Annotated in this window: 17 protein-coding genes; 8 read left to right on the top strand and 9 right to left on the bottom strand. The window is 71.9% G+C overall.

Features of this window, described 5'->3' with window-relative positions:
• The first annotated feature begins 109 nt into the window (after positions 1 to 109).
• From AB0M62_RS30295 to AB0M62_RS30305, 3 genes are all read left to right on the top strand, one after another.
• Entirely contained in the window at positions 110 to 1,633 is a 1,524-nt protein-coding gene (locus AB0M62_RS30295) for a hypothetical protein (RefSeq protein WP_366077524.1), read from the top strand.
• Between the two features lie 133 nt (positions 1,634 to 1,766).
• On the top strand, positions 1,767 to 2,666 hold the full coding sequence (locus AB0M62_RS30300; RefSeq protein WP_366077525.1) for a hypothetical protein: 900 nt from the start codon (positions 1,767 to 1,769) through the stop codon (positions 2,664 to 2,666).
• 49 nt (positions 2,667 to 2,715) lie between these two features.
• Positions 2,716 to 7,671, top strand: a complete 4,956-nt coding sequence (locus tag AB0M62_RS30305) for a hypothetical protein (protein WP_366077526.1) — start codon at positions 2,716 to 2,718, stop codon at positions 7,669 to 7,671.
• On the opposite strand, the gene AB0M62_RS30310 is transcribed toward AB0M62_RS30305, so the two are convergent.
• The 3 genes from AB0M62_RS30310 to AB0M62_RS30320 all read right to left on the bottom strand — a co-directional run bounded on the left by AB0M62_RS30310 (position 7,640) and on the right by AB0M62_RS30320 (position 12,496).
• Positions 7,640 to 8,794 (bottom strand): aromatic ring-hydroxylating dioxygenase subunit alpha, encoded by a 1,155-nt coding sequence (locus AB0M62_RS30310; protein ID WP_366077527.1) that lies wholly within the window; start codon positions 8,792 to 8,794, stop codon positions 7,640 to 7,642. The genes AB0M62_RS30305 and AB0M62_RS30310 overlap by 32 nt on opposite strands.
• 10 nt (positions 8,795 to 8,804) lie before the next feature.
• On the bottom strand, positions 8,805 to 9,965 hold the full coding sequence (gene solA, locus AB0M62_RS30315; protein WP_366077528.1) for an N-methyl-L-tryptophan oxidase: 1,161 nt from the start codon (positions 9,963 to 9,965) through the stop codon (positions 8,805 to 8,807).
• 92 nt (positions 9,966 to 10,057) lie between these two features.
• Positions 10,058 to 12,496 (bottom strand): FAD-dependent oxidoreductase, encoded by a 2,439-nt coding sequence (locus tag AB0M62_RS30320; RefSeq protein ID WP_366077529.1) that lies wholly within the window; start codon positions 12,494 to 12,496, stop codon positions 10,058 to 10,060.
• A 235-nt stretch (positions 12,497 to 12,731) separates the two neighbouring features.
• Between AB0M62_RS30320 and AB0M62_RS30325 the strand changes: the two genes are divergently transcribed.
• Entirely contained in the window at positions 12,732 to 13,052 is a 321-nt protein-coding gene (locus AB0M62_RS30325) for a bifunctional 3-phenylpropionate/cinnamic acid dioxygenase ferredoxin subunit (protein WP_366077550.1), read from the top strand.
• Between the two features lie 111 nt (positions 13,053 to 13,163).
• Here the strand turns inward: AB0M62_RS30325 and AB0M62_RS30330 are convergent, their stop codons facing one another.
• Positions 13,164 to 13,562 carry a hypothetical protein gene (locus tag AB0M62_RS30330; protein ID WP_366077531.1) on the bottom strand — a complete coding sequence of 133 codons (399 nt, stop codon included), beginning with the start codon at positions 13,560 to 13,562 and terminating at the stop codon, positions 13,164 to 13,166.
• Between the two features lie 466 nt (positions 13,563 to 14,028).
• Here AB0M62_RS30330 and AB0M62_RS30335 point away from each other — a divergent pair, with 466 nt between their 5' ends.
• The 4 genes from AB0M62_RS30335 to AB0M62_RS30350 are packed head-to-tail and all read left to right on the top strand — an operon-like array spanning position 14,029 to position 18,307.
• Positions 14,029 to 16,878 (top strand): nitrate- and nitrite sensing domain-containing protein, encoded by a 2,850-nt coding sequence (locus AB0M62_RS30335; protein WP_366077532.1) that lies wholly within the window; start codon positions 14,029 to 14,031, stop codon positions 16,876 to 16,878.
• Positions 16,875 to 17,315, top strand: a complete 441-nt coding sequence (locus AB0M62_RS30340) for a roadblock/LC7 domain-containing protein (protein ID WP_366077533.1) — start codon at positions 16,875 to 16,877, stop codon at positions 17,313 to 17,315. Before AB0M62_RS30335 ends, AB0M62_RS30340 begins: the two co-directional genes overlap by 4 nt.
• A gap of 10 nt (positions 17,316 to 17,325) precedes the next feature.
• Positions 17,326 to 17,721: a DUF742 domain-containing protein gene (locus AB0M62_RS30345; protein ID WP_366077534.1), complete on the top strand. Its 396-nt coding sequence runs from the start codon at positions 17,326 to 17,328 to the stop codon at positions 17,719 to 17,721.
• Entirely contained in the window at positions 17,702 to 18,307 is a 606-nt protein-coding gene (locus AB0M62_RS30350; protein WP_366077535.1) for an ATP/GTP-binding protein, read from the top strand. The genes AB0M62_RS30345 and AB0M62_RS30350 overlap by 20 nt, the downstream gene beginning before the upstream one ends.
• Positions 18,308 to 18,413: 106 nt before the next feature.
• Here AB0M62_RS30350 and glpK read toward each other — a convergent pair whose 3' ends face one another.
• The 5 genes from glpK to AB0M62_RS30375 form a co-directional block, all read right to left on the bottom strand.
• On the bottom strand, positions 18,414 to 19,925 hold the full coding sequence (gene glpK, locus AB0M62_RS30355) for a glycerol kinase GlpK (protein ID WP_366077536.1): 1,512 nt from the start codon (positions 19,923 to 19,925) through the stop codon (positions 18,414 to 18,416).
• A 13-nt stretch (positions 19,926 to 19,938) separates the two neighbouring features.
• Positions 19,939 to 20,664, bottom strand: coding sequence for an MIP/aquaporin family protein (locus AB0M62_RS30360; protein ID WP_366077537.1), 726 nt, complete (start codon positions 20,662 to 20,664; stop codon positions 19,939 to 19,941).
• 415 nt (positions 20,665 to 21,079) lie between these two features.
• Positions 21,080 to 22,270, bottom strand: a complete 1,191-nt coding sequence (locus AB0M62_RS30365) for a lipid-transfer protein (RefSeq protein ID WP_366077538.1) — start codon at positions 22,268 to 22,270, stop codon at positions 21,080 to 21,082.
• The gene (locus AB0M62_RS30370) at positions 22,267 to 22,704 is read right to left on the bottom strand and encodes a zinc ribbon domain-containing protein (protein WP_366077551.1); all 438 of its coding nucleotides are present in this window, start codon (positions 22,702 to 22,704) and stop codon (positions 22,267 to 22,269) included. The genes AB0M62_RS30365 and AB0M62_RS30370 overlap by 4 nt, the downstream gene beginning before the upstream one ends.
• Before the next feature lie 100 nt (positions 22,705 to 22,804).
• Positions 22,805 to 23,200: a DUF962 domain-containing protein gene (locus AB0M62_RS30375; RefSeq protein WP_366077539.1), complete on the bottom strand. Its 396-nt coding sequence runs from the start codon at positions 23,198 to 23,200 to the stop codon at positions 22,805 to 22,807.
• Positions 23,201 to 23,209: the final 9 nt, after the last annotated feature.

The raw sequence follows: 23,209 nt of genomic DNA on the forward strand, positions 1-23,209 counted from the left end.
GGCGGGAGAGGCGGCCCGGCCCTCAACCGCCCGTAGCGGCCGTACCGGCCGTACCGGCTCATCCGTGCCGTTTGGGTCGTTGTCAGTGCGACCGCCTAATCTTGCCGTCGTGACCTTTCCTGCCCCGGCGAAGACCGTTCCCTCACCGGCGCCGGGCCCGGCTGCCGACGAAGGCCTGGCCCGGCGGCTCCGCGCGCTCGCGTGCACCGCGCCGCTGCACGACCTGGACGTGCGCAAAGCGAACCTCGCGGGCGAGTACTCGGTCTACGCCATGGCGGAGATCGCGCTCGCCGCCATCGACCTGGTCACGCTGAACATGGACTTCGACACCGGCGCCGACCACGAGCAGATAGTGGCCCGGCTGCTCCCGCGCGTCGCCGCCCAGGCGCCGCGCCGCCCGGCCGCCGAGCACGAGCGGGTCGCCCGGTGGGTCCTGGAGAACCTGATCAACGTCGGCAGTGTCGACCGGGGCTTCCGGGCGGTCTACGGCACTTTCGGCCCCGACGGCGCGTACGTGCGGCGGGACTACGACTTCAAGCTGATCGAGGAGGTGCCCGGGTACGGCGGCAGTGTGTACCTGCGCACCACCGACGAGGCGGTCAACGTCCTCGTCGGCGCTCTGGACACCGATGTCACCAGCGCGCAGATCGCCGCCGAGGTCAAGCTCGAAGTACTGATCAGCCGCGGCAGGCTGGCCGACGCCCAGCTCGCCGCCGAGCAGGCCCGCTACCGGACCGTGCAGTACGCCGAGACGCTCCGCAGGACACTCGACGCGACCCGGCGCAACGTCCGCGCCGTCGACTGGCTCAACACCGTTCCCGACATGATCGCCGAGGCGCTCGACCACGTGGCGGACCGCTACCGCCACGAGAACGCGATCCTCACCAACATCCGCAAGGCGCGGGACGAGGCCGAGACCGGTTCCGACCCGAAGACCGCGGAGCACAAGCGGCGTGCCGCCGAGCTCGTCGACATAGTCAAGGACTGCATCCGCCGCCATACGCAGCTTCAGTCGCGGCTGCTGGATGCCGGCCCCCTGTTCCGCGCCGAACAGGACCGGCAGGCCTTCGCGGCACCCGCCGGCCGCTCCGGACTCGACCTGTACGGGCAGCTCGTCGCGCCGGTGCTTCCGCTGCCCGTGGAGCGGGCGATCCGGGTCACCGACGCGTTCTTCGCCCGCGGCACGGGGCTGCGCACGCCCGTCGCCGTCCGGGTCGGCGATCTCGTCGACATACTGCTCACGCCGCCCATGGAGCGGGAGCATCTCGGCGCCGAGATGCCGGAGCCCGATCTGATCGCCACACCCGACGACAGCCGGTTCACCGAGGAGCAGCTGGCGAGCGCCATGGTGCTGCTCGACCTGCCGTACGACGCGCCGCGCCGGCTCTCCGGACTGCTCGCCGAGGCCCGCCGCCGCGACCCCGATCTGCCCTATCTGGTCGCGCTGTTGGCGGTCCACGCCGCGAGCCCGCCGGTCGGTACCGCGTACCGGCAGGGGGAGGAGCGGCTCGTGTTCGCCGTCGACGACGGCACGGAACTGGACGACCCGGAATTCGGCGGAGCCGATCTCATCGTCGGTACGGCACTGCTGGACTCCGCCGGCATGGCCGCGGACCGGACGGAGGCGGCGTGAGCGCCGCGCGCTCCCGCCGCCGGCGGACGTTCGAACCTCGACGGCCGTCCGCTGTGCCCGGCGGGCGCGCGGGACACCCGGTTGCTACGCGTCCTTCCGTACCCTCCCGCATTCGCAACAAGGAGCAGCAGCAGTGAACGACGACCACGCAGGCCACGGCGCGTGGAGCGAGCGCGACCCCGGTGGTGCGGCCGCACCGGCCGGCGCCGTCCCTCTCACACCCGCCGACGCCGCCGACGCGGCGCGGCTCGTCGCCTTCGGTCTGCAGCCGAAGCTCCTGCCCGCCCGCGACGCCGAGTACGCCGAGCTGCTCCGCCGCTACCGCGAGGACTCCCCGTTCGCGCGGATCGCCGACGCCGTCGCCGCCGGCCTCGGACTCGTCGTCCTGGAGGTCTCGCCGCGCGCGGGTATGGCCGTCGCCGCCGACGAGGACTCCGTCTTCGCCGTACGCATGGGCGACTACGCCCGCCGTACCACCGCCGACTCGGCCGACCGCTTCCTGCACGGCCTGGCCCACCTGGCCGTCGCCGCCCTGGCCTTCCCACGCCCGGAGGACCTCGCCGACGACGGCTACATCGGCCGGATCACCGTCAACGGCGTCGACGCGTTCGTACGGCAGGCCTGCCGCCGTCTCGAGGAACGCGCCGAAGAGCAGGGCGAGAACACCGACCCCACGTCGGACGCGCCCGGACTCGAAGCCGCCTGGCGGGTCTACTCCCGGCGCAGCGCCACCGGCGCGACCAAGGACGCCCGGAGGCTGGCCGGATCCACGACGGGCATCGTCGGAAAGGCCGTCGCCTTCCTCACCGACTCCGGCTTCCTGCAGCGCACCGGCGACGACGCCGGAGGCGCGTACCGCACCACCGCCCGCTATCAGTTGCAGGTCCGTGACATGGCGGGCAGCGCCGCGATGGCCGAGCTGCTGGAACTGGGCGTGGTGCCCGTGACCGACGGCACCGCGACTCTGCTGCCGCCGCCCGATGCCGACGACCTCGAACTGGCCGCCGACGCCGGCCTGCCCTTCCACACCTGATCACTCACTGATCCCGTACGCCTCCTGCCAACCACGAGAGTCCGCCGCCATGTACGAGCTGTCCCGGATCCGCCTCTACTCCATCGGGCCCGCCGGTGCGCGCTACGCCGACACCGTGCTCGACCTGCGCGGAGTCGGCGAGCCGGTGCCCCACCCGGCCCCCACGCAGGCGGAGTTCTTCGAGGAGGAGCCGACCGGTCCGCCGCGCCGGCCCGCCCCCGCGGGCGTGCTCTTCCTGGAGAACGGCGGCGGGAAATCCGTACTGCTGAAGCTGATCTTCTCGGTGATGCTGCCCGGACACCGCAACACGCTGGGAGGCGCCAGCTCCGGCGTGCTGCGCAAGTTCCTCCTCGCGGACGACTGCGGGCATGTCGCGCTGGAATGGCAGCACACCCTGACCGGCGAATGCGTCGTCGTGGGCAAGGTCAGCGAGTGGCGGGGCCGGCAAGTCTCCAACGACCCGCGCAAGTTCGCCGAGGCCTGGTACTCGTTCCGGCCCGGGCCCGGCCTCAGCCTGGACTCGCTGCCGGTCGCCGAATCCTCGGCGATGCGACCGGCCGCCGAGGGCGTGTCGGGCGCGCAGGGCCGGCGCCGCACCATGAAGGGCTTCCGGGACGTCGTCACCGAGGCGGGCAAGGCGTACCCGCACCTCGACGTGTACTGGGAGGAGATCCACGACCGCTGGAACGAGCACCTCGGCGACTTGGGCCTGGACCCCGAACTGTTCCGCTACCAGCGGGAGATGAACGCCGACGAGGGCGAAGCGGCGGGACTGTTCGCCGTGAAGAAGGACTCCGACTTCACCGACCTCCTGCTGCGCGCGGTCACCGACACCCGCGACACGGACGGTCTCGCCGACCTGGTGCACGGCTTCGGCAACAAACTGGGACGCCGCTCCGAGCTGACCGCGGAGCGGGACTTCACCGCCGGTTCGGTCGACCTGCTGGGCCGGATCGTCGAAGCCGCGGACGCTAGGGGGCGCGCCCGTGACGTACACGCGGGAGCGGAGCGGCGGACCCGGACACTCGCCCGGCGGCTCTCCGCACGAGGCGCGGAGGAGCGCGGCCGGGCAGCCCATCTCGCCCAGCAGGTCACAGCCGCCGCGCACACCGTGACCGAGGCGGAGAACGGCCGTCGGCGCAGCTCGCTGATCGCCGCCGAACTCGCCTACCGGCACGCCTCCCTGGCGCTCACAGTCGCCGAGAAGGCCGCCGCCGCGCAACGCCGCGAACTTGTCGAGGCCCGCACGCTGTACTCGGCCTGGCAGGCTGCCGAAGCGGTGCTGCGCCACCGGGCCGCGGCCGACCGGTCCGCGCGTGTCGCGGTGGCGATCCGTGAGGCCGAACGGGACGCGGCACCGGCGCTGGCCGCCCGGGCCACGGCCGCCGGCGAGCTCGTACGGGCGCTGCACACCGCGGCGGAGGACGGCGAGCGCGTCGCCAACGAGGAGGAGGCGCGTTCCGCCGGGCTGCAGGAGGCGGGGGAAGCCGCCCATCGCGACGCCACGGCGGCGGCGACCGCGGCCCAGCGAGCCCGAAGCGAGGCGGACCATCTGCGCCAGCGGCTGAACGAGGTCGCCCAGGAGACAGCCGAAGCGGTCCGGGCCGGGTGGCTGGACGACTCGGCGCCGGACGCGGACCCCGCGCGCGCGGCGCTCGCCGCGAGCGACGCGGAGAAGACGGCGGTCGCGGCCTGGGACACGGCCCGCGAGGCGGCGCGGGAGACGGCCGACCGGGCCAGGGAGGCGGCCGCCGCCGAGGGCCGCGGCGAACTCGCGGCGGCGCGCGCGGCGGACGCGGCGGAGTCCGCGGACGCGGCGTACGAAGCCGAGCTCCGTGCGGCCGAATCGATCGCCGCGGACGACCGCCTGGCCGAATTGCTGAGCCTGCCGAGCGCTGCGGCGACCGCCGGTGTCCCACAGCCGCGCCGGGGTGGCGACGACGCGGCGGGCGAAGGCGCCCGAGGGGCGGCGCCCGGCGTCGCGGCCCAGCGAGGCGACGACTCCGGCACGGGCTCCGGCTCCGGCACGGGCCTCGACTCGGGCACGGGCCCCGACTCGGGCACGGGATCCGGCTCCTCGGGCGGGCCGGCGGGCCGGCACCCGGCGGACGGCCCCGCGACCGGCGGCCAAAACCCCCACGCGGACGCGCCCGGCAGCGAGGCCGGGGGAGGCGAGGGCCCCGCCCCCCACGCCGGCCGGCGTGGGGCGGACGGGCACGGTGCGCACCGGGACGCGCGCTCGACCGGAGGCCGGCTGGCCGCCGACGGGCCGCTGGACGCCGTTGCGTTGGACCGGACTGCCGACGACCTCCAGCAGATGCTCGACGAGCGAGTGGCCTCCGCCGAGCGGCAGTTGTTCGAGCTGCGTACCGCTGCCGCCGACGATGCCCGCATCCTCGGTGCGCTCGGCGACGGCGGGCTGCTGCCGCCAGGGCCTGACGTACTCGCCACGGTGGAGTACCTCGGCGAGCACGGCATCCCCGCGCTCCCCGGCTGGCGCTACCTCGCCCAGTCCGTCGACCCCGTCGACCACGCCGCCGTCCTCGCGGCCCGGCCCGAGCTCGTGGACGGTGTCGTCATCACCGACCCCGCCACGCACACCCGCGCCCGCGAAGTCCTCGGCGGAGCCGCACTGCTGCCGCGCTCTGCCGTCGCGGTCGGCACGGCCGCCGCGCTGCTGGCCCCCGTACCGGCGCCGGGAGCAGCCGCGGAGGGAGACGTCTTCCTCGTACCGCCGAACCCGGCCATGCATGACGAGCACGCTGCCGACGAGGAGCGGCGGGCGCTCCGGTCACGGGCGACCGCCCGCGACACGGAGATCCGGGAGCTGGCCGCCCGGCTGGCCGGTGACCGCGCGCTGTCCGCCCGGCTCGGCTCCTGGCGCACCGGCTGCCCGCCGGGCCGGCTCGCCGAACTCGCCGAGGCCGCGCGCGCCGCGCGGACGGCCGCGGACGCCGCCGCGGCCGAGCTGGCCGAGGCCCGCACCGCCCGAGCCGAGGCCGACGAGGCAGCCGCCGACAGCGCCCGGGTCCGCGACGAGCGGCAGGACACCGCCCAGCGTGCCCGCCGCGCCGCCGACGCCCTCGCAGGCCTCGCCTTCCGGCTGCGCGAGCGCTCCGGATGGCAGACCAGGCTACGGGAACTGGCCGACGAGGCAGCCGAGTCGGAAGCCCGGGCCGCCGTCTGCCTGGACCGGGCCAGAGCCGCGGACGAGGACCGCCGCGGCGCGCAGCGCGCCGCCGACGACGCCCGCAGGACCGCCCGTGCGCTGCGGGCCGAGCGCGCCGAGATCGCCGGCGCTCCCGACCAACTCCCGAAGGCGGACGCCTCCGCGCCCCGGAGCGCTCTGCCCGCGCTGCGCGAGGCCTACCGTGCCGCGTCTCAGCTGTACGAAAAGGTCGGCGTCGGCGCCGACCTGCGCGCCGAACAGGCCCGCGCCGAGAGTGACGAGAGCGCCGCCCTGGCCGAGCTGGACCGGCTCAGCAACAAGGTCCGTACCCGCGCCGCCCAGTTGCTGGAGGGAACGGACGGGGCGGACGGCCCGTCCCGCCAGGCCGCGGCGGCCCGCGCCGAGTCCCTCGTACAACTGCTGGAGTCCCGTGCCTCCGCTGCCAGCGAGCAGTTGGGCCGGCTGCGCGGCGAGGCCGAGCGGCACGCCCCGCCGGCCGGCGAGACGCACACCGAGCTGCCGGAGGAACTGGTTCCGGCCGATGTGGAGCAGGCGCAGTCGATGCTGAAGACGGCCACCGGGGAACTGGCGGCCCGTACCGACGCGCTGGAAGCGGCAAGGGCCGCCCATGCCGAGCTGCTGCACGCCCACCGCGCCGCCGAGGACGCGGCCGGCGGCTTCGACGACACCGCCGCGCTGTTGCGCGACCTGCTTCGGGAAGTCCAGCAGGACGCCGACGAGGCCGGCCCCGACCCGTACCCGGGAACCCTCGAAGAGGCCCGGCAGTCGGCCGCCGAGGCGCGCCGGTCGCTGCGCGGCTGCGCTGCCGACCTGTCCGCCGCCGAGTCGGCCGTACGGGAGGCGAGCGACACCCTCGTACGGCATGCCAACGCCACCCGCTACGAGCAGGTGCGCACCCCCGCCCGCCAGCAGATCCGGGAACTCCCGGTGGCGTCCCTGCCGGAGCATGCCGCGAAGTGGGCACAGGCCTTCGCCCCCCGGCTGCGCGTGCTCACCGACGAGCTGGAGCAGCTGGAGCGCAACCGGGACAGCATCGTCGACCGGCTGCGCGGACTGGTGGAGTCCGCGCTGGCGACCCTGCGCTCCGCCCAGCGGCTCTCCCAGCTGCCGGAAGGGCTCGGCGAGTGGTCGGGGCAGGAGTTCCTGCGCATCCGGTTCGAGGAGCCGGACCAGTCCACGCTGACCGAGCGGCTCGGGGAGGTCATCGACGAGGCGACCCGCGCAGCCGTCAAGAAGAACAGCACCGCGTCCTTCGGAGAGGGCCGCCGGGACGGGATGTCCCTTCTGCTCCGCGGCGTCCAGGCAGCAATGGAGCCCCGGGGCATCGCGGTCGAGATCCTCAAGCCGGACGCCGTCCTGCGTGCCGAGCGCGTCCCGGTCGGGCAGATGGGTGACGTGTTCTCCGGAGGCCAGCTGCTCACCGCGGCCATCGCGCTGTACTGCACGATGGCCGCCCTCCGCAGCAACGACCGGGGGCGCGACAAACACCGGCACGCCGGCACGCTGTTCCTCGACAACCCCATCGGCCGCGCCAACGCGACGTACCTGCTGGAGCTGCAACGGGCCGTCTCGGACGCGCTCGGAGTGCAACTGCTCTACACCACCGGACTCTTCGACACCACGGCGCTCGCCGAGTTCCCGCTCGTGATCCGGCTGCGCAACGACGCCGACCTGAGGGCCGGTCTGAAGTACATCAGCGTCGAGGAGCACCTGCGGCCCGGCCTGCCACAGCACGACCCGGACGGCGAGACGGTGCACGGCGAGATCACCGCGACCCGGATGTTCAAGCGCCGTCCGGTACCGGCGGAGCAATAGCCTCCGCCACCCACCGGTGGAACGCGCCGATGTGGTGCTCGCTGGGCACGAGCACCCCGCCGGCGCGGTACGCCCGTGAGCCCATGCCGGGCTGGGTCCGCTCACAGGCGGCGAAATCCTGCAGATTGACCCGGTGGAACAACTCCACCGAACGCTCCAGGTCGGCGCCGGACGCGACGACCTCCGTCATGTACAGCCAGTCGCACTCCACCAGGGTGCGATCCGGGGCGAGCGGGAACATGCGGTGCAGGATCACATGGTCGGGCACCAGATTGACGAAGACCTGGGGCTGGACTGTCACCGCGAAGTAGCGGCGGTCCTGCTCCTCGCCGAGGCTGGGAATCCGGCCGAAGCCGGGGCTCCCGTCGACGGTGAAGCCCTCTGCCCCGTCGGCGAACGAGGCCCCGTGCCCCACGTAGTACTGGGCGGCAAAACCCTCCGCGAACTCCGGCAGCACATCGGTGAGTTCGGGGTGGATCGTCGCGCAGTGGTAGCACTCCATGAAGTTCTCGACGATGAGCTTCCAGTTCGCCTTCACGTCGTACGAGATCCGTCTGCCGAGGGCCAGTTCGCCGGCCCCGTACCGCTCGATCGCGGCCGGGTCCCCCAGGCGCTCCGTGACCGCCCCGACGACCGACTCCACGAACGACGGCGGTTCGTCCGCCAGGCACACCCACGCATAGCCGAGCCACTCCCGTACGGCCACCGTCAGCAGACCCCGCTCGGCGCGGTCGACGTCGGGCATGTTCGCCAGATTGGGCGCGGCGATCAGCAGCCCGTCCAGGTCGTAGGTCCAGGCGTGGTACGGGCATTGCAGCGTGCGCCGCACCTCGCCCGAATCCTCCGTGCACAGCCGGGCGCCCCGGTGCCGGCATACGTTGAGGAAAGCCCGCAGCCCGCCCGACCGGGAGCGGGTGATCAGGACGCTTTCCCGGCCGACCAGTACCGTCCGGTACGCGCCCGGCTTCGGCAGATCGGCGCAGCGCACCGCGCAGATCCACCGGGTCTCGAAGATCCGCTCCTGCTCGCGCCGGAAGATTTCGGGATCGGTGTACGACCGGCCTGGCAGCGTACTGACCAGGCTGGGACCGGGTGTGGCGACGGGCGGGGGTGTCATCGTCATGACAGCCTCCTCAGGCGGACGCGTCGGAGAACCGGCGGGGATCGAACAGCTCGATGGGGTGGTGGGTGGAGCCGGTGAGCGCGAGGTCGGCGAGGATCTCCCCGACCACCGGTGTGAACTTGAAGCCGTGCCCGGAGAATCCGCAGGCCACTGTGGTGTTCTCGTGGGCCGGGTGCGGGGTGATGACGAAGTGCTCGTCGGGGGTGTTGCTGTACATACAGGTCGAAGCGGTGAGGAAGCTTCCCGGCAGGGACGGGAGATGGGGCGCGACCTGGCCCGCCATGGCCGCGATCTCCTCCGGATGCACGGTCCGGTCGATCGTGTCCGGGGTGCACACCGTGCCGCCCTGCCGGAAGAAGGCGACCTTCGCACCGCCACCCGGCCCGTCGATCGCGGGGAAGCCGTAGACCTGGACCCCCTGGACGTCCTCCCAGATGTAGATCGGGTGGCGCTGCGGCTCGTACGGCCGCGTGCCGCCCGCCGGCTGGAACCAGTACATGACCTGCCGCTCGACGGTGACCGTCACGCCCAGGTCGTCGAGCAGCCCCGGCGCCCAGGCACCGGGGCAGATGACCAGATGCCCGGCCGTGTACGTGCCCTGCGCGGTCCGTACGCGTACCCCCCGGCCGCCGGGCAGCGTCTCCCAGCGCGTCACCGGCTCTTCGAACCGCAGCTCCGCCCCGTCCCGGGCAGCCAGTCGCAGATGGGCCGCGACGGTGTTCTCCGGCCGCACCAGCCCGGCCAGGTCCTCGTACAGCGCGACCTCGTCGTCGGTCGGGGTCATCGTCGGGAAGCGGCGTCGGATCTCCCGGGCGTCCAGCAGTTCGTGCGGCAGCCCCCACTTCTCGGCGGAACGCAGGGACCCGGCGACCGTCCGGCTGTCGGGCGGACCGACCATCACCCCACCGCAGAGCATGGCGACGTCAAGGCCGGTGTCCCGCTCCAGCTGCTCGTACAGCTCGTAGCTGCGAAGCAGCAGCGGTACGTACGCCGGATCCTCGAAGTACGACTGCCGGGTGATCCGCGAACCGCCATGGCTGGAGCCCCGGTTGTGCACCGGCGAGTACTGCTCCAGGCCCAGCACCCGTGCCCCCCGGGCCGCCAGATGGCGGGCGGCCGCGCTGCCCATTCCTCCCAGCCCGAGCACGATCACGTCGAAGCCTGCTGCCATGCATACCTCCGGAGGGGGAGCGTTACGTCTTCAGTCGTTCGATGCCGGGTGTGCGACTGTTCAGCTGTCCGGAGCTTCGGCCGTTCGGAGCTTCAGCTGCGGATACGGGACATCTCCGGGTCGAAGAGAGGCTCTGCGGCGACCGTCGCGGGCACCTTCTCGCCGAAGTACTCCACGTGGACGGCCGTACCGGGTGCGGCGGCCGGGACGGGCAGCCAGGCGTAGGCCACACAGCGGCCGACCGAGTAGCCGTAGCCGGCGCTGGTGACGTGACCGACGGGCTCGCCGCCCGCGTACACCGGTTCCTTGCCCAGCACCACCGCCGCCGGGTCGTCGAGCGTGAGGGAGACCAGCCGGCGCGCCACCGGACGGCGCTCCAGCGCGGCCCTGCCGGTGAACTCGCCCTTGTCCGTCCGCACGGCGAAACCCAAACCGGCTTCGTACGGAGAGTCCTCGGCGGTCATGTCCTGGCCCCATGCCCGGTACCCCTTCTCCAGGCGCAGACTGTTGAAGGCACTGCGGCCCGCGGCGATGGCGCCGAGCTCTCGGCCGGCTTCCCACAGCGTGTCCCACAGCCGCGCTCCCAGGTCCGCCGAGGTGTACAGCTCCCAGCCGAGTTCGCCCACATAGCTGAGCCGGAGCGCGGTGACCGGGACGTCCCCGATGCAGGTCTGCTTCGCGCGGAAGTAGCCGAAGGCGCGATGCGAGAAGTCGTCACGCGTCAGCGGCTGCACCAGCGCCCTGGCCAGTGGACCCCACACGCCGATGCAGCAGGTCCCGGCGGTGATGTCGTCGACCCGCACCCCCTGCGGCGCGGACGCGGCCAGCAGGTCGGCGTCCGTACGGCCGTTGGCGCCGATCCTGAAGCGGTCCTCACCGAGCCGGGCCACCGTCAGATCGCTCAGCACCCCGCCGGAGTCGTCCAGCAGGAGTGTGTACGTCACCGACCCGGGCCGCTTGTCCAGCTGGTTGGTGGTCATCCGCTGGAGGAAGGCGAGCGCGCCGGCGCCGGTGACCTCCAGCCGCCTCAGCGGTGTCATGTCGTAGAGCGCCACCCGCTCCCGGGTGGCCAGCGCCTCCGCCGCGGCCACGGGCGACCAGTGCCGGGCGGCCCACGCGTCGCGGTCCGGCAGCGACAACCCCCGGGTGAGCGGCTCATTGGCCTCGAACCAGTGCGGGCGCTCCCAGCCGCCGCCCTCCAGGAAATACGCGCCGAGTTCCCGCTGCCTCGCGTGGAACGGGCTGACGCGCAGCGGGCGGCAGCGCGCCGGTGGATCCAGCGGGTGGATGACGTCGTACACCTCGACGAACTGCTGGGCCGCGCGCTCCTCGACGTAATGGGGAGCCAGCTGTACGTCCTCGAAGCGGCGGACGTCGCAGTCGTGCACGTCCACGGAGGGCCGGCCGTCCGTCAGCCACTCGGCGACCGCCCTGGCCACCCCTGCGGAGTGGGTCACCCAGACCGCTTCGGCCAGCCAGAATCCGGGCAGTTCCCGCGCCTCACCGAGCAGCGGCATGCCGTCCGGTGTGAACGAGAAGATGCCGTTGAACCCTTCGGCCACTGCGCTGTCGGCGAGCGGGGGCATCAGCTCCCGGGTATCGCGCCAACTGGGCCTGAAATCCTCCTCGGTGAAGGGCAGCGACGACGGCATGACCGGCGCGTCGTCGAACCGGGGGAGTCCGGCGGGGTCCACGGGCATCGGCCGGTGCGCGTACGAGCCGATGCCCAGCCGGTCGCCGTGCTCGCGGACATACAGATCACGGTCCTGATGGCGCAGGACCGGCCGCCTGGCCTCGGCGGCCGAGATGCGCAGGCCGCGGATGGGCGCGGTCCGCACGTACTGATGGGCGAGCGGCAGCAGCGGCACGGACACTCCGGCCATACGGCCGATCACCGGCCCCCAGAACCCGGCGGCACAGACCACGATGTCTGCAGGGAACGTGCCGCGGTCGGTCACGACGCCGCTGACCCGCCCTGCCGTCCGGTCGATTCCGGTGACGGTGTGCCGGTCCAGGAAGCGGGCGCCACGTGCCTCGGCGCTCCTGCGCTGCGCCTGCGAGGCGACTGTGGCCCGGGCCAGACCGTCGTCCGGCGTGTAGAACCCGCCGAGGATCCTGCCGGAATCCAGCAGCGGCCATATCTCGGCGCACCGGCCCGGGGTGAGCAGCTCCGACCGTACGCCCCACGAGGCGGCGAGCCCGGCCTTGCGGTGGAGATCCGACCAGCGCTCGGGGGTGGTCGCGACCTCCAGCCCGCCGACCTGCAGGAAGCCCCGCCGGCCGTCGGCCTCGAGCGAGGAGAACTTGCGCACGGTGTACGCGGCGAACTCTGTCATGGTCCGCGAGGGGTTGGTCATGAAGACCAGGCCGGGCGCGTGCGACGTGGAACCGCCGGGGGCGGGCAGCGGCCCCTGCTCCAGCACCGTGACCTGCGACCAACCACGGGCGGTGAGCTCGTCGGCCAGCGAGCAGCCGACGATGCCGGCGCCTATGACGACCAGCCGGGCGCTCTGTGCGGACGTCGTGGGCATGTCCCTCCTCGTATCCGGTGCGCTGGTGCGGCGAGACGAGCAGGGTCAGGCGGTCGGGACATCCTCGGGGGTTCTCAAGTCACTTTCAATACCAGTGGGTTAGCGGGCGGTAAAGGGCGCCTGGGGCGAACTCGGCCTTCTCCGGGGCCGCTTGCGGAACCACCGCTGGACCACCTTGACGGCCACGCCCGCGGTGCCGATTCTGATGCGCACCGACCGACCCGAGGGGGACGAAATGATTCCGGTCTGCCACGTCGACGATCTCCCCCCGGGCGAGGCCGTACGTCTCCTCACCACCCCGCCCATCGCCGTCTTCAACGCCGACGGCGAGCTGTTCGCCGTGGACGACACCTGCACCCATCAGGACGCCTCACTCGCGGACGGCTGGCTGGAGGGCTGCTTCGTGGAATGCCCACTGCACGCCGCCCAGTTCGACCTGCGTACCGGCGAGGCGGTGTGTCTGCCGGCGCGCCGGGCGGTGCGGACCCACCGGGTGCAGGTCATCGAAGGGGTGATCCACGTGGAGCCGTCGCCGTCAGCGGACGCGGTTGCCTGAGGGGCAATAGGCCGTTCTGACCGGCCGGGGTGCACCGCGGCAGACGCCTGCGGGCCTGCGCGGAATGCCGCGTGGACCCCTGCCGACGTCCGACCGTCGTCGTCCCGGAGGTCAGGCCCGCGACAGCGGGCGCGGGCTGCGCGCCCGTATGCGGGCGGTGCGGCGGGCCTGCCGCCGCTCCCGGCGCATCCGCCTGGCCGTGCTGCTCGGTACGGACACCACGCCGTTGCGCTGGTTCCACACCTGGCGGGTCACCCAGACGTCGAGAACGCCCCATGTGGCCACGACCGTACTGGCCACACTGCTGAGCACCATGGGGAACGCCAGCCACGACCCGGCGACCGTGCACAGAAAGGCGGTCACCGCCTGCATCAGCGTCAGCGCCACTATGAGCACCGCGCGCACGGCGGCCGTACGCACGGGATCCGGCAGGCGCCTGCGTGCTACAGGCTCGTCCACCCAGAGCGATCGCGTGACGTCCGCGAATTCCGTACCGGCTCCCGTGCTCATCGAACTCTCCCCACCGTGTGTCCGCTGCTCGCCGCGTCCTGTGCTCAGCTCCTGTGCACTCCTTCGGACCGGGCCCGTTGATCCGGGGAAATCCCCTGGACCCGCCCTAGGTGGCTGCCCGGATTGCGCATGATTACGCCGTACTCCTCGTCGCAAGCGACTCTTCTGGCGCATTCGCTCCCCCGTGCCCCGTACAGGTAGACGAGCGGGATGCCCGGAAGATTCCCGTGGAACGCATAGTTCCAGCCATCCGTTCACGTGGGAGATCCGACATCACAGCAGGTGCCATACGACACATTCAGGACGCCGCCGTCCCGGAACTATCGGACAACTCGTGATCATCGTTCCGTGTGACGGCCGAAAACGTCCGGACGTGCCTTCGAGTTGTCCGTGAGGCAGTAGTAGGCTCACGCCGTTTATTGACGGAACACCCACCCCGCGCGGCGGGGTTGAGCTGGGGGAGGCCATGCGCTTTCGCGGGAAGTCCATCCGCCGGAAGATCGTGGCGTTGCTGCTGGTGCCGCTCGTCTCCCTGACCGCGTTGTGGGGTTTCGCCACGGTCCTCACCGGTCGGGAAGCCGGCCAACTGCTCGACGTGGCCTACGTCGTCGAGAAAGTCGGGTACCCCGTCGAGGACGTGGTACAGGTCATCCAGAAGGAGCGCCGCCAGACACTCGTCTACCTCGGCGACCCCAGGACCGCCGACGCCCTGTCCGCGCTGAACAGCCGGAGGGCCGCGACCGACGATGCCGTGGCCGACATGAAGGAAAACGCACAGGACTCGGACGTCCTTGAGGAGATGCGTCCCGAGGCCGGGCGCCGCCTCGCCTCCATCCTCGACGCCCTGGACGGAGTCACGTCTCTTCGCGAGTCCGTGGACAAGAGTGTGGTCGACCGGGAGCAGGCCCTCGAGCTCTACAACCGCCTGGTCGACCCCTGCTACGCGTTCCTCATGAATCTCCACGCTCTGGAGAACGTGGAGATGGACAAGCAGGGCCGCGCGCTCGTCGGCATCGCCCGCGCCCGCGAGGTGCTGTCACGCGAGGACGCCGTACTCGCCTCGGCGCTCGCCGCGAAACGATTCACCGAACAGGACGTGCGGCTGATCTCGGACCTCGTCGCCAACCGCAACCTGCTCTACGAGTTCAACCTGGCCGTCCTCCCGGCCGACGAACGCGACGTCTTCGAGCAGTACTGGCGCAGCCCGGAGACCAGGCCGCTGCGCGAGGCCGAGGAGAGCGTGATCGCCGCCGGGGCCACCAAGAAGCCCCGTGCCGTGGGCATCGAGCGCTGGGAGGCGGCCGCCGATCCCGTACTCGACGACCTGGCCGAGATGGGCACCGCGGCGGCAGACCGATACCAGCAGCGCGTTGAGCCCATCGCCGTCAATGTCCTTGTCAAGGCGGGCATCGCAGGCGTTCTCGGTTTCGTCGCCCTCGTCGGGTCCTTGATCCTCTCCGTCCGCATCGGCCGTGACCTGATCCGCGACCTGTCACGGCTCCGCAAGGACGCGCACGAGGTGTCCGGCGTCCGGCTGCCCAGCGTGATGCGCCGGCTCGCGGCGGGTGAGCAGGTCGACGTCGAGACGGAGGCACCCCGCCTGGAGTTCGAGAAGGACGAGGTCGGCCAGGTCGGCCAGGCCCTCAACACACTGCAGCGCGCCGCCGTCGAAGCCGCCGTCAAGCAGGCCGACATGCGGCGCGGAGTCTCCGAGGTTTTCGTCAACCTCGCCCGGCGCAACCAGGTGCTGCTGCACCGCCAGCTCACACTCCTCGACACGATGGAACGCCGTACCGAGGACACGGACGAACTCGCCGATCTGTTCCGCCTCGACCACCTCACCACCCGCATGCGCCGGCACGCCGAGGGCCTGGTCATCCTCTCCGGCGCCGCCCCGTCCCGGCAGTGGCGCAAGCCGGTCCAGCTGATGGACGTCGTCCGGGCCGCGGTCGCCGAGGTCGAGGACTACGAGCGCATCGAGGTACGGAGGCTGCCGCGGCTGGGCGTCGGCGGTCCCGCCGTCGCCGACCTCACCCACCTGATCGCCGAACTGCTGGAGAACGCGACGGTGTTCTCGCCCCCGCACACCGCGGTGCAGGTGCACGGCGAGCGGGTGGCCAACGGTTTCACGCTGGAGATCCACGACCGAGGCCTCGGTATGGCCGCCGACGCTCTCCTCGACGCGAACCTCCGGCTCGCCGAGACCCCCGAGTTCGAGCTGTCCGACACAGACCGGCTCGGTCTGTTCGTGGTCAGCCGGCTGGCCCAGCGTCAGAACGTCCGCGTCTCCCTGCAGCCCTCGCCGTACGGAGGCACCACCGCGGTGGTGTTCATCCCGGCGGCCCTGCTGACCGACGCCCCCGACACCGAAGGGTTCGGTTTCCGGCTGGACCGCACCTCGTCCGGCCCGGCCGCGGCCGGCGGACGCCGGAACGGTTTCGCCCCCCGGCTCTCCGGTCTCGCCGAGGTGCCGGCAGGTGGGATCACCGGCCCCGCCGCTGTGCTGGACGGGCCGGTCGAACTCGAAGCCCCTCTCGGCGCGCTGGGCCCGGAGGACGCAACCGCCCTCGGCGACGCCGCGGACCTGGGCGACGTCGAGGACACCGAGAGCGAGCGCGGCGGGATCTTCCGCGCCCGCGGGCGCGGCCCAGGCCCGGCCGGTGAGCAGCACCAGCAGGCCTCCGACTCCGGTACGAGCGGCGGCCGCGGCGGCGTGGAGTCCGGGCGGGCCGGCGCGGCCATCCCGCTGCCCCGGCGCAGGCCGCCCACGCTGGTCGCCGAGCACGGCCGCCGTGTGGCGCGTCGCCCGGTCGCCGCAGCCGCCCCGGACCGCAGCACTCAGGAACGTATGGAACGCCCTCGTGTGGCTCAGGAACACGACCCCCAGGCTCATGGGGCCGAGGCTCATGGGGCCCAGGACCAGGGGACCGAGGCTCATGAGGCCGAGCACCATGGGGCCGAGCACCATGGTGTCCCGGTCCACAGCATCCCGGAACCGGCCGCGCCCGAACCAGCAGCCGGCACACCGGAACGCGACTCCGGCCGGTCCGCCGCCCCGTTGCGCGCAGCCGGCGGACTGCCCCGCCGCGTCCGCCAGGCCAGCCTGGCACCCCAGCTCAAGGCAGGACCGCCACCCCGGACCGAGCCGGACGGCGACGATGCCGCATCCGACGCCGACCGGGACGCCGACGAAGTACGCAGCCGGATGGCCTCGCTCCAGCGAGGCTGGCAGCGCGGCAGGCAGCAGAACGCCGAAGGCGAGAACAGCCGGGGCGAGACCGCACAACGAATCACATCGGAGGGGGACGGTCGATGACCGCACCGCAGACCGCAGCGCAGGACTCCACGACCAGGGGTTCCGGCGACCTCAACTGGCTGCTCGACGAGTTGGTCGACCGCGTCGGCAGCATCCGTAAGGCGGTGGTGCTTTCCGGCGACGGGCTCCCCATCGGCACCTCCAAGGAGCTGACGCGCGAAGACGGCGAGCATCTGGCCGCCGTGGCCTCCGGGTTCCACAGCCTCGCCAAGGGCGTCGGCCGGCATTTCGAGGCTGGGAAGGTCCGCCAGACCGTCGTGGAGCTGGACGACGCGTTCCTGTTCGTCACCGCGGCCGGAGACGGCAGTTGCCTCGCCGTGCTGTCGGACGCGGACTCCGACGTCGGCCAGGTCGCGTACGAGATGACGCTGATGGTCAAGCGGGTGGGCGCCCACCTGGCAACCGTTCCACGCACCGGGCTGTCCGCCGGAGGGTGAGTGGGAGCGTATGAGCGAATCGGTTCAGCAGCCGTCCCACTGGTTCGACGACGATGCCGGCCCCGTCGTCCGTCCGTACGCCATGACGCGGGGCCGTACCAGCAGCGCTGGCCAGCACCGCCTCGACCTGATCGCGGTCGTTGTCGCCGAACCGGCGGCCGACGATCCCGGCCGGGACCAGACCCTGTCCCCGGAACACGTCGACATCGTCGGCCTCTGCAGACAGTCGCCGCAGTCGGTGGCGGAGCTTGCCGCGGAACTCGACGTCCCCGTCGGAGTGGTCCGGGTCCTCATCGGTGACCTGGTCGAGGACCAGTTGGTCCATGTAACCCGTCCTGTACCGCCGGCCGAGCTGCCGGACGAATCGATCCTGCGTGAGGTGATCAATGGGCTTCGGGCGCTTTAGCCGCAGCAAGCCGCCTGTGGAGCCGGTGACCCTGAAGATCCTGGTCGCGGGTGGCTTCGGCGTGGGCAAGACGACCCTGGTGGGCGCGGTCAGCGAGATCAAGCCGCTGCGTACGGAGGAGTTGCTCACCGAGGTCGGGCGTCCCGTGGACGACATCGACGGAGTCGAGAGCAAGACGACCACCACCGTCGCCATGGACTTCGGCCGCATCACGCTCCGCGAGGACCTGGTGCTCTACCTCTTCGGCACCCCCGGGCAGGACCGATTCTGGTTCCTCTGGGACGAGCTGGCGCAGGGTGCGCTGGGCGCGGTCGTACTGGCCGACACCCGTCGACTGGAGGACTGCTTCGCCGCCGTCGACTACTTCGAGCGGCGATCCATCCCCTTCACTGTCGCCGTCAACTGCTTCGACGGGGCGAACCGTTACCCCGGTGACACCGTACGATCGGCGCTCGACCTGGACCCCGAGGTCCCGGTGCTGATGTGCGACGCCCGCGACCGCGAGTCCGTCAAGGAGGTCCTGGTGGCGGTCGTGCAGCACGCCATGGCCCTTGCGACCGCGCGCCGCCAGCCCGCCGCCACCTGAGCCCGGCCGGCCGCGGCCCGGGCCAGTACAGGTACACACGGCCCGTACCCCCACCGACAGGGGTACGGGCCGCGGCTCCGAGGTGCGCGGCTTCCGCGCGGCCGGGCTACCCGACGCCGTCCTCCTGCCAGCCGAAGCTCCGCTCCACCGCCTTGCGCCAGTTGTGGTATTCGCGGTCGCGTTCCTGCGCCTCCATGCGCGGAGACCACTCGGCGTCCTTCTGCCAGTGCGCCTTCAGCTCGTCGAGGTCCGACCAGACGCCGGTGGCCAGGCCGGCGGCATAAGCGGCGCCCAGGCAGGTGGTCTCCGACACCCTGGGCCGGACCACCGGCACACCGAGCACATCCGCCTGATGCTGCATCAGCAGATTGTTGCCGGTCATGCCGCCGTCCACCTTGAGGACGGTGATCGGGACGCCGGAGTCCTGGTACATCGCGTCCACGACCTCCCGCGTCTGCCAGCTCGTCGCCTCCAGCACCGCACGCGCGAGGTGGGCCTTGGTCACGTACCGGGTGAGGCCGGTGATCACCCCGCGGGCGTCGGAGCGCCAGTACGGGGCGAACAGCCCCGAGAACGCGGGCACGATGTACGCGCCCCCGTTGTCGTCGACGCTCGCGGCGAGCGTCTCGATCTCGTCGGCGCTGCGGATGATGCCGAGCTGGTCCCGGAACCACTGGACCAGTGCTCCGGTGATCGCGATCGACCCTTCCAGGCAGTAGACGGGTGCCTCGCCGCCGAGCTGGTAGCCCATGGTCGTCAGCAGGCCGCTCTTCGACGGAACCGGCCGGCTGCCGGTGTTGAGGAGCAGGAAGCTGCCGGTGCCGTAGGTGTTCTTGGCCGTTCCCGTCTCGTAGCAGGCCTGGCCGAAGATCGCCGCCTGCTGGTCGCCGAGGGCGGACGCGACCGGCACCCCACCGAGCTGCCCGACCGCTGTGCCGTACACCTCGGCGGAAGACCTGATCTCCGGAAGGATCGCCTCTGGGAGGTTCATCGCCGAGAGGATGGAGGGGTCCCACTGCAAGGTCTCGAGGTTCATCAGCATGGTGCGGCCGGCGTTCGTCACGTCCGTGACATGAACACCACCTTGAGTGCCGCCGGTGAGGTTCCAGATCAGCCACGAGTCGATGGTGCCGAACGCGATCTCGCCGCGCTCGGCACGGCTGCGCAGGCCGGGGACGTTGTCGAGCAGCCAGGCGGCCTTGGGCCCGGAGAAGTAGCTGGCGAGCGGCAGACCGGTCGCGTCGCGGAACCGGTCCTGCCCGTCCGTGCCGCCGAGTTCGTTGCACAGCGCGGCGGTACGTGTGTCCTGCCAGACGATCGCGTTGTGGACGGGCTTGCCGGTCGCCCGGTCCCACAACACCGTCGTCTCGCGCTGGTTGGTGATGCCGAGCGCGCTGAGCTCATCCGCCCGCAGCCCCGCCTTGGCGAGCGCGCCGGCGACCACGGCCTGCACCTTGGACCAGATCTCGGTGGCGTCGTGCTCCACCCAGCCGGGCTTGGGGAAGATCTGCCGGTGCTCGCGCTGGTCGACGGCGACTGTCGCGCCGTCCTGGCTGAAGATGATGCAGCGGCTGGACGTGGTGCCCTGATCGATTGCGGCGACGAACTTGTCCGTCATGGGGTCCCCTTCGTCAGAAGGCTGCGTTGAAGATGAGTCCGGCCAGCACCGCTCCGATCAGCGGCCCGGCCACCGGGATCCAGGAGTACCCCCAGTCCGAGCCGCCCTTGTTGGGTATCGGCAGCACGGCGTGGGCGATGCGGGGGCCGAGGTCACGGGCCGGGTTGATGGCGTATCCGGTGGGGCCTCCCAGTGAGAGGCCGATGCCGGCAACCAAGAACGCCACGATCAGTACAGCGGTTCCGGATTCACCCAGGCCCTTGGTGAGACCGAAGGCCAGCACCGGCAGGACGAGGGCCATCGTCGCGATGATCTCCGTCATCAGGTTGGCCACCGGATTCCGGATCTCGGGGGCGGTGGAGAAGATGCCGAGCGTGGGCTGTGCCGTCTCCTGGTCCGCGTTGGCCCGGAACTGCGCGTAGTACAGAAGCCACGCCAGCACCGCGCCGAGGAACGCGCCGACCATCTGTCCCAGGATGTACAGCGGGACCTTGTCCCATGCACCGGTGTCGACCGCGATACCGACGGTCACGGCGGGGTTGAGCTGTCCTCCGGACAGTGGGGCCGCCGTGTACGCTCCGGCCAGTACGCCGAATCCCCATCCGAACGCGATGACGACCCAGCCGGCGCCTTTCGCCTTGGAGTGGTTGAGCGTGACGGCGGCGCACACACCGGCGCCGAAGAGGATGAGTATCGCGGTGCCGATGACCTCACCGACGAATATGTCTCCACTGCTCATGGCGGCTCCTAGGCCCTGGCCCGGGGCCCTGGCCCCGGTCCTCCGTGCAGGGTGCGTTCCGTGCGGGGTGCTTTCCCATGGCTACGGAGACCGGAGGCAGGCAGCGGAGTCCCGTGAGTCCGGTGCCGTGCCCGGTGTCCGTGACGAGCGTGCCGGCCGCCTCGCCGGTCTCCCGGTGACGCGGACGAGGCCAGGCTAGGCAGTGTTCTCCGGTTGTGACAGACCGTCAAGTCAAGTGACGGCAGGTGCTGTTCAAGGCACCGGGACGACGCGTGCGCGGGGACTCGCTCGACATCCGTGAGTACTCGCTCGACACGCGTGGGTCGTGCTCCACCCGTAGGCCCACGCTTCACACGCTGGCACGTGTTCGACGCACGCGTGCGGAACGTACGGCCGACTGCCGGGGGGCTGGGCCTCAGCGGACGGCCACCACTGCGGAACCATGACCGAAAAGCCCCTGGTTCGCCGTGATACCCGCCCTCGCGCCGGGCACCTGCCGCTCACCGGCCGTGCCGCGCAACTGCCAGATCAGCTCGCAGATCTGGGCGATGGCCTGGGCGGGTACAGCCTCGCCGAACGAGGCGAGGCCGCCGCTGGCGTTGACCGGGATGCGGCCGCCGAGCGCGGTCGCACCCTCCCGGACCAGCTTCGCGCCCTCGCCGGCGCCGCACAGCCCTATGTCCTCGTACCACTGCAGCTCCAGGGCGGTGGACAGGTCGTACACCTCGGCGAGCGACAGGTCCTCGGGACCGAGCCCGGCCTCTTCGTATGCCGCCCGGGCGATCGAGGCGCGGAACGACCCGGGCGGGGGGCTTTCGGAGACGGCCGAGTCGGTGGCGATGTCCGGCAGGTCGAGCACGGCCTTCGGGTAGACCGGCGTGACCGTGGAGACGGCCCGGATACGGACCGGGTCCGCCACCCCGTGCCGCCGGGCGAAGTCCATGCTCGTGAGGATGAGGGCGGCGGCCCCGTCGGAGGTCGCGCAGATGTCGAGCAGCCGCAGCGGATCCGCGACGACGGGCGAGGAGGCGACGTCCTCCGGGCTCACGACCTTGCGGTATCGGGCATGGGGGTTGAGTGCACCGGCCGCCGCGTTCTTCACCTTGACCCGGGCGAAGTCCTCGAGCGTATCCCCGTACAGAGCCATCCGGCGGCGAGCGTAGAGCGCGAAGTACGCGGGGTTGGTCGCCCCCAGAACTCGATAGCGCAGCCAGTCGGGGTCGTCGGGCCGGTCGCCGCCCGCCGGGGCGAAGAAGCCTTTGGGCGCCGAGTCCGCGCCCACCACCAGCGCCACGTCCACCAGACCGGCCAGGATCTGCGCCCGCGCGGCGCCGACCGCCTGGGCACCGGACGCGCAGGCGGCGTACACGCTCGTGACGCGCGCCCCCTGCCAGCCGAGCGCCTGCGCGAACGTCGCGCCCGCCACGTATCCCGGGTAGCCGCAGCGCACGGTGTCGGCGCCCACCACCGACTGCACGTCCTGCCACTGCATCCCGGCGTCGGTGAGCGCGGCACGGGCCGCCGCCGTGCCGTACTCGACGAAGCTGCGCCCCCACTTCCCCCAGGGGTGCATCCCGGCCCCGAGTACCGCCACATCTCCGGTCATGACCGGGCCCCGCCACGGACGGGCCGCCAGTGCCAGGTGGTCCAGGTGGTCTCCGCGTCCTCGTTGAGCACGCCCGGCACCACCTCGACCTCCATGCCGACGGTCAGATCCGCGACGCCGACACCGGGTGCGGCCTGCCCGAGGACCACCATCCGCTCGGCCTCCAGCTCGACCGCGACCAGCGTGTACGGCTCCCATTCCGCCGCCGGATCCGAGACGTACGGCGAGGGCGGGCGGTACCGGCCGTCGGTGTACGACCACACGCGGCCGCGCTTGGAGAGCGGCACCTCGGTCAGCTCACCGCCGGCACAGACCGGGTTGCGGCAGAAGGAGTCCTCGCGCGGGAAGAACACCGACGCGCAGGACGAGCAGCGCGTGCCGAGCAGCCGGAAAACCTCCTCACGCGTGTCCTGCGTGAACCATCCGGCGACCACGGGCGTGCGCGTGCGTGTCAAGATCCCTCCCCGGCAGCAACATCTGACGAAACGTCAGAAGTGTGCCACGGCCCGGCGGTCCAAGTCAGCGGTTCGCGTGTCAGCGGTTCGAGTCAGCGGGGCCTGCCATCGGTCCTGTCAGTGATTCCGCCGAGTTCTCGGCGAGCCACTTCGCGGCGGTCTCGGCCAGCTCCGCGTCCCGGCCCGCCAGCATCATCCGGATCATCTGCATGTCACCCCGCAGCGACCAGGCGGGATGCCCGAAGGTGGCCGGGTTGTTCTTCTCGATGAAGAAGTGTGCGGGCCAGGCGGTGCCGTAGCCGATCAGCGGCAGTGCCACCACGGACCGCTTCCGGCCGCGGGCCAGGCCGTACGCCGTCACCGCGAGTCCCGTCAGCGTGCCGGTCAGATGGACCCAGCGGGTTGCGGCCCGGGAGTGCATCGCCACGTAGTAGGGCCAGAATTCCTCGTACGAGTCAAAGGTCTGTTGCGCCATACGGGCACC

This window comes from Streptomyces sp. NPDC051219, assembly GCF_040682335.1.
Classification (GTDB): Bacteria; Actinomycetota; Actinomycetes; order Streptomycetales; family Streptomycetaceae; genus Streptomyces.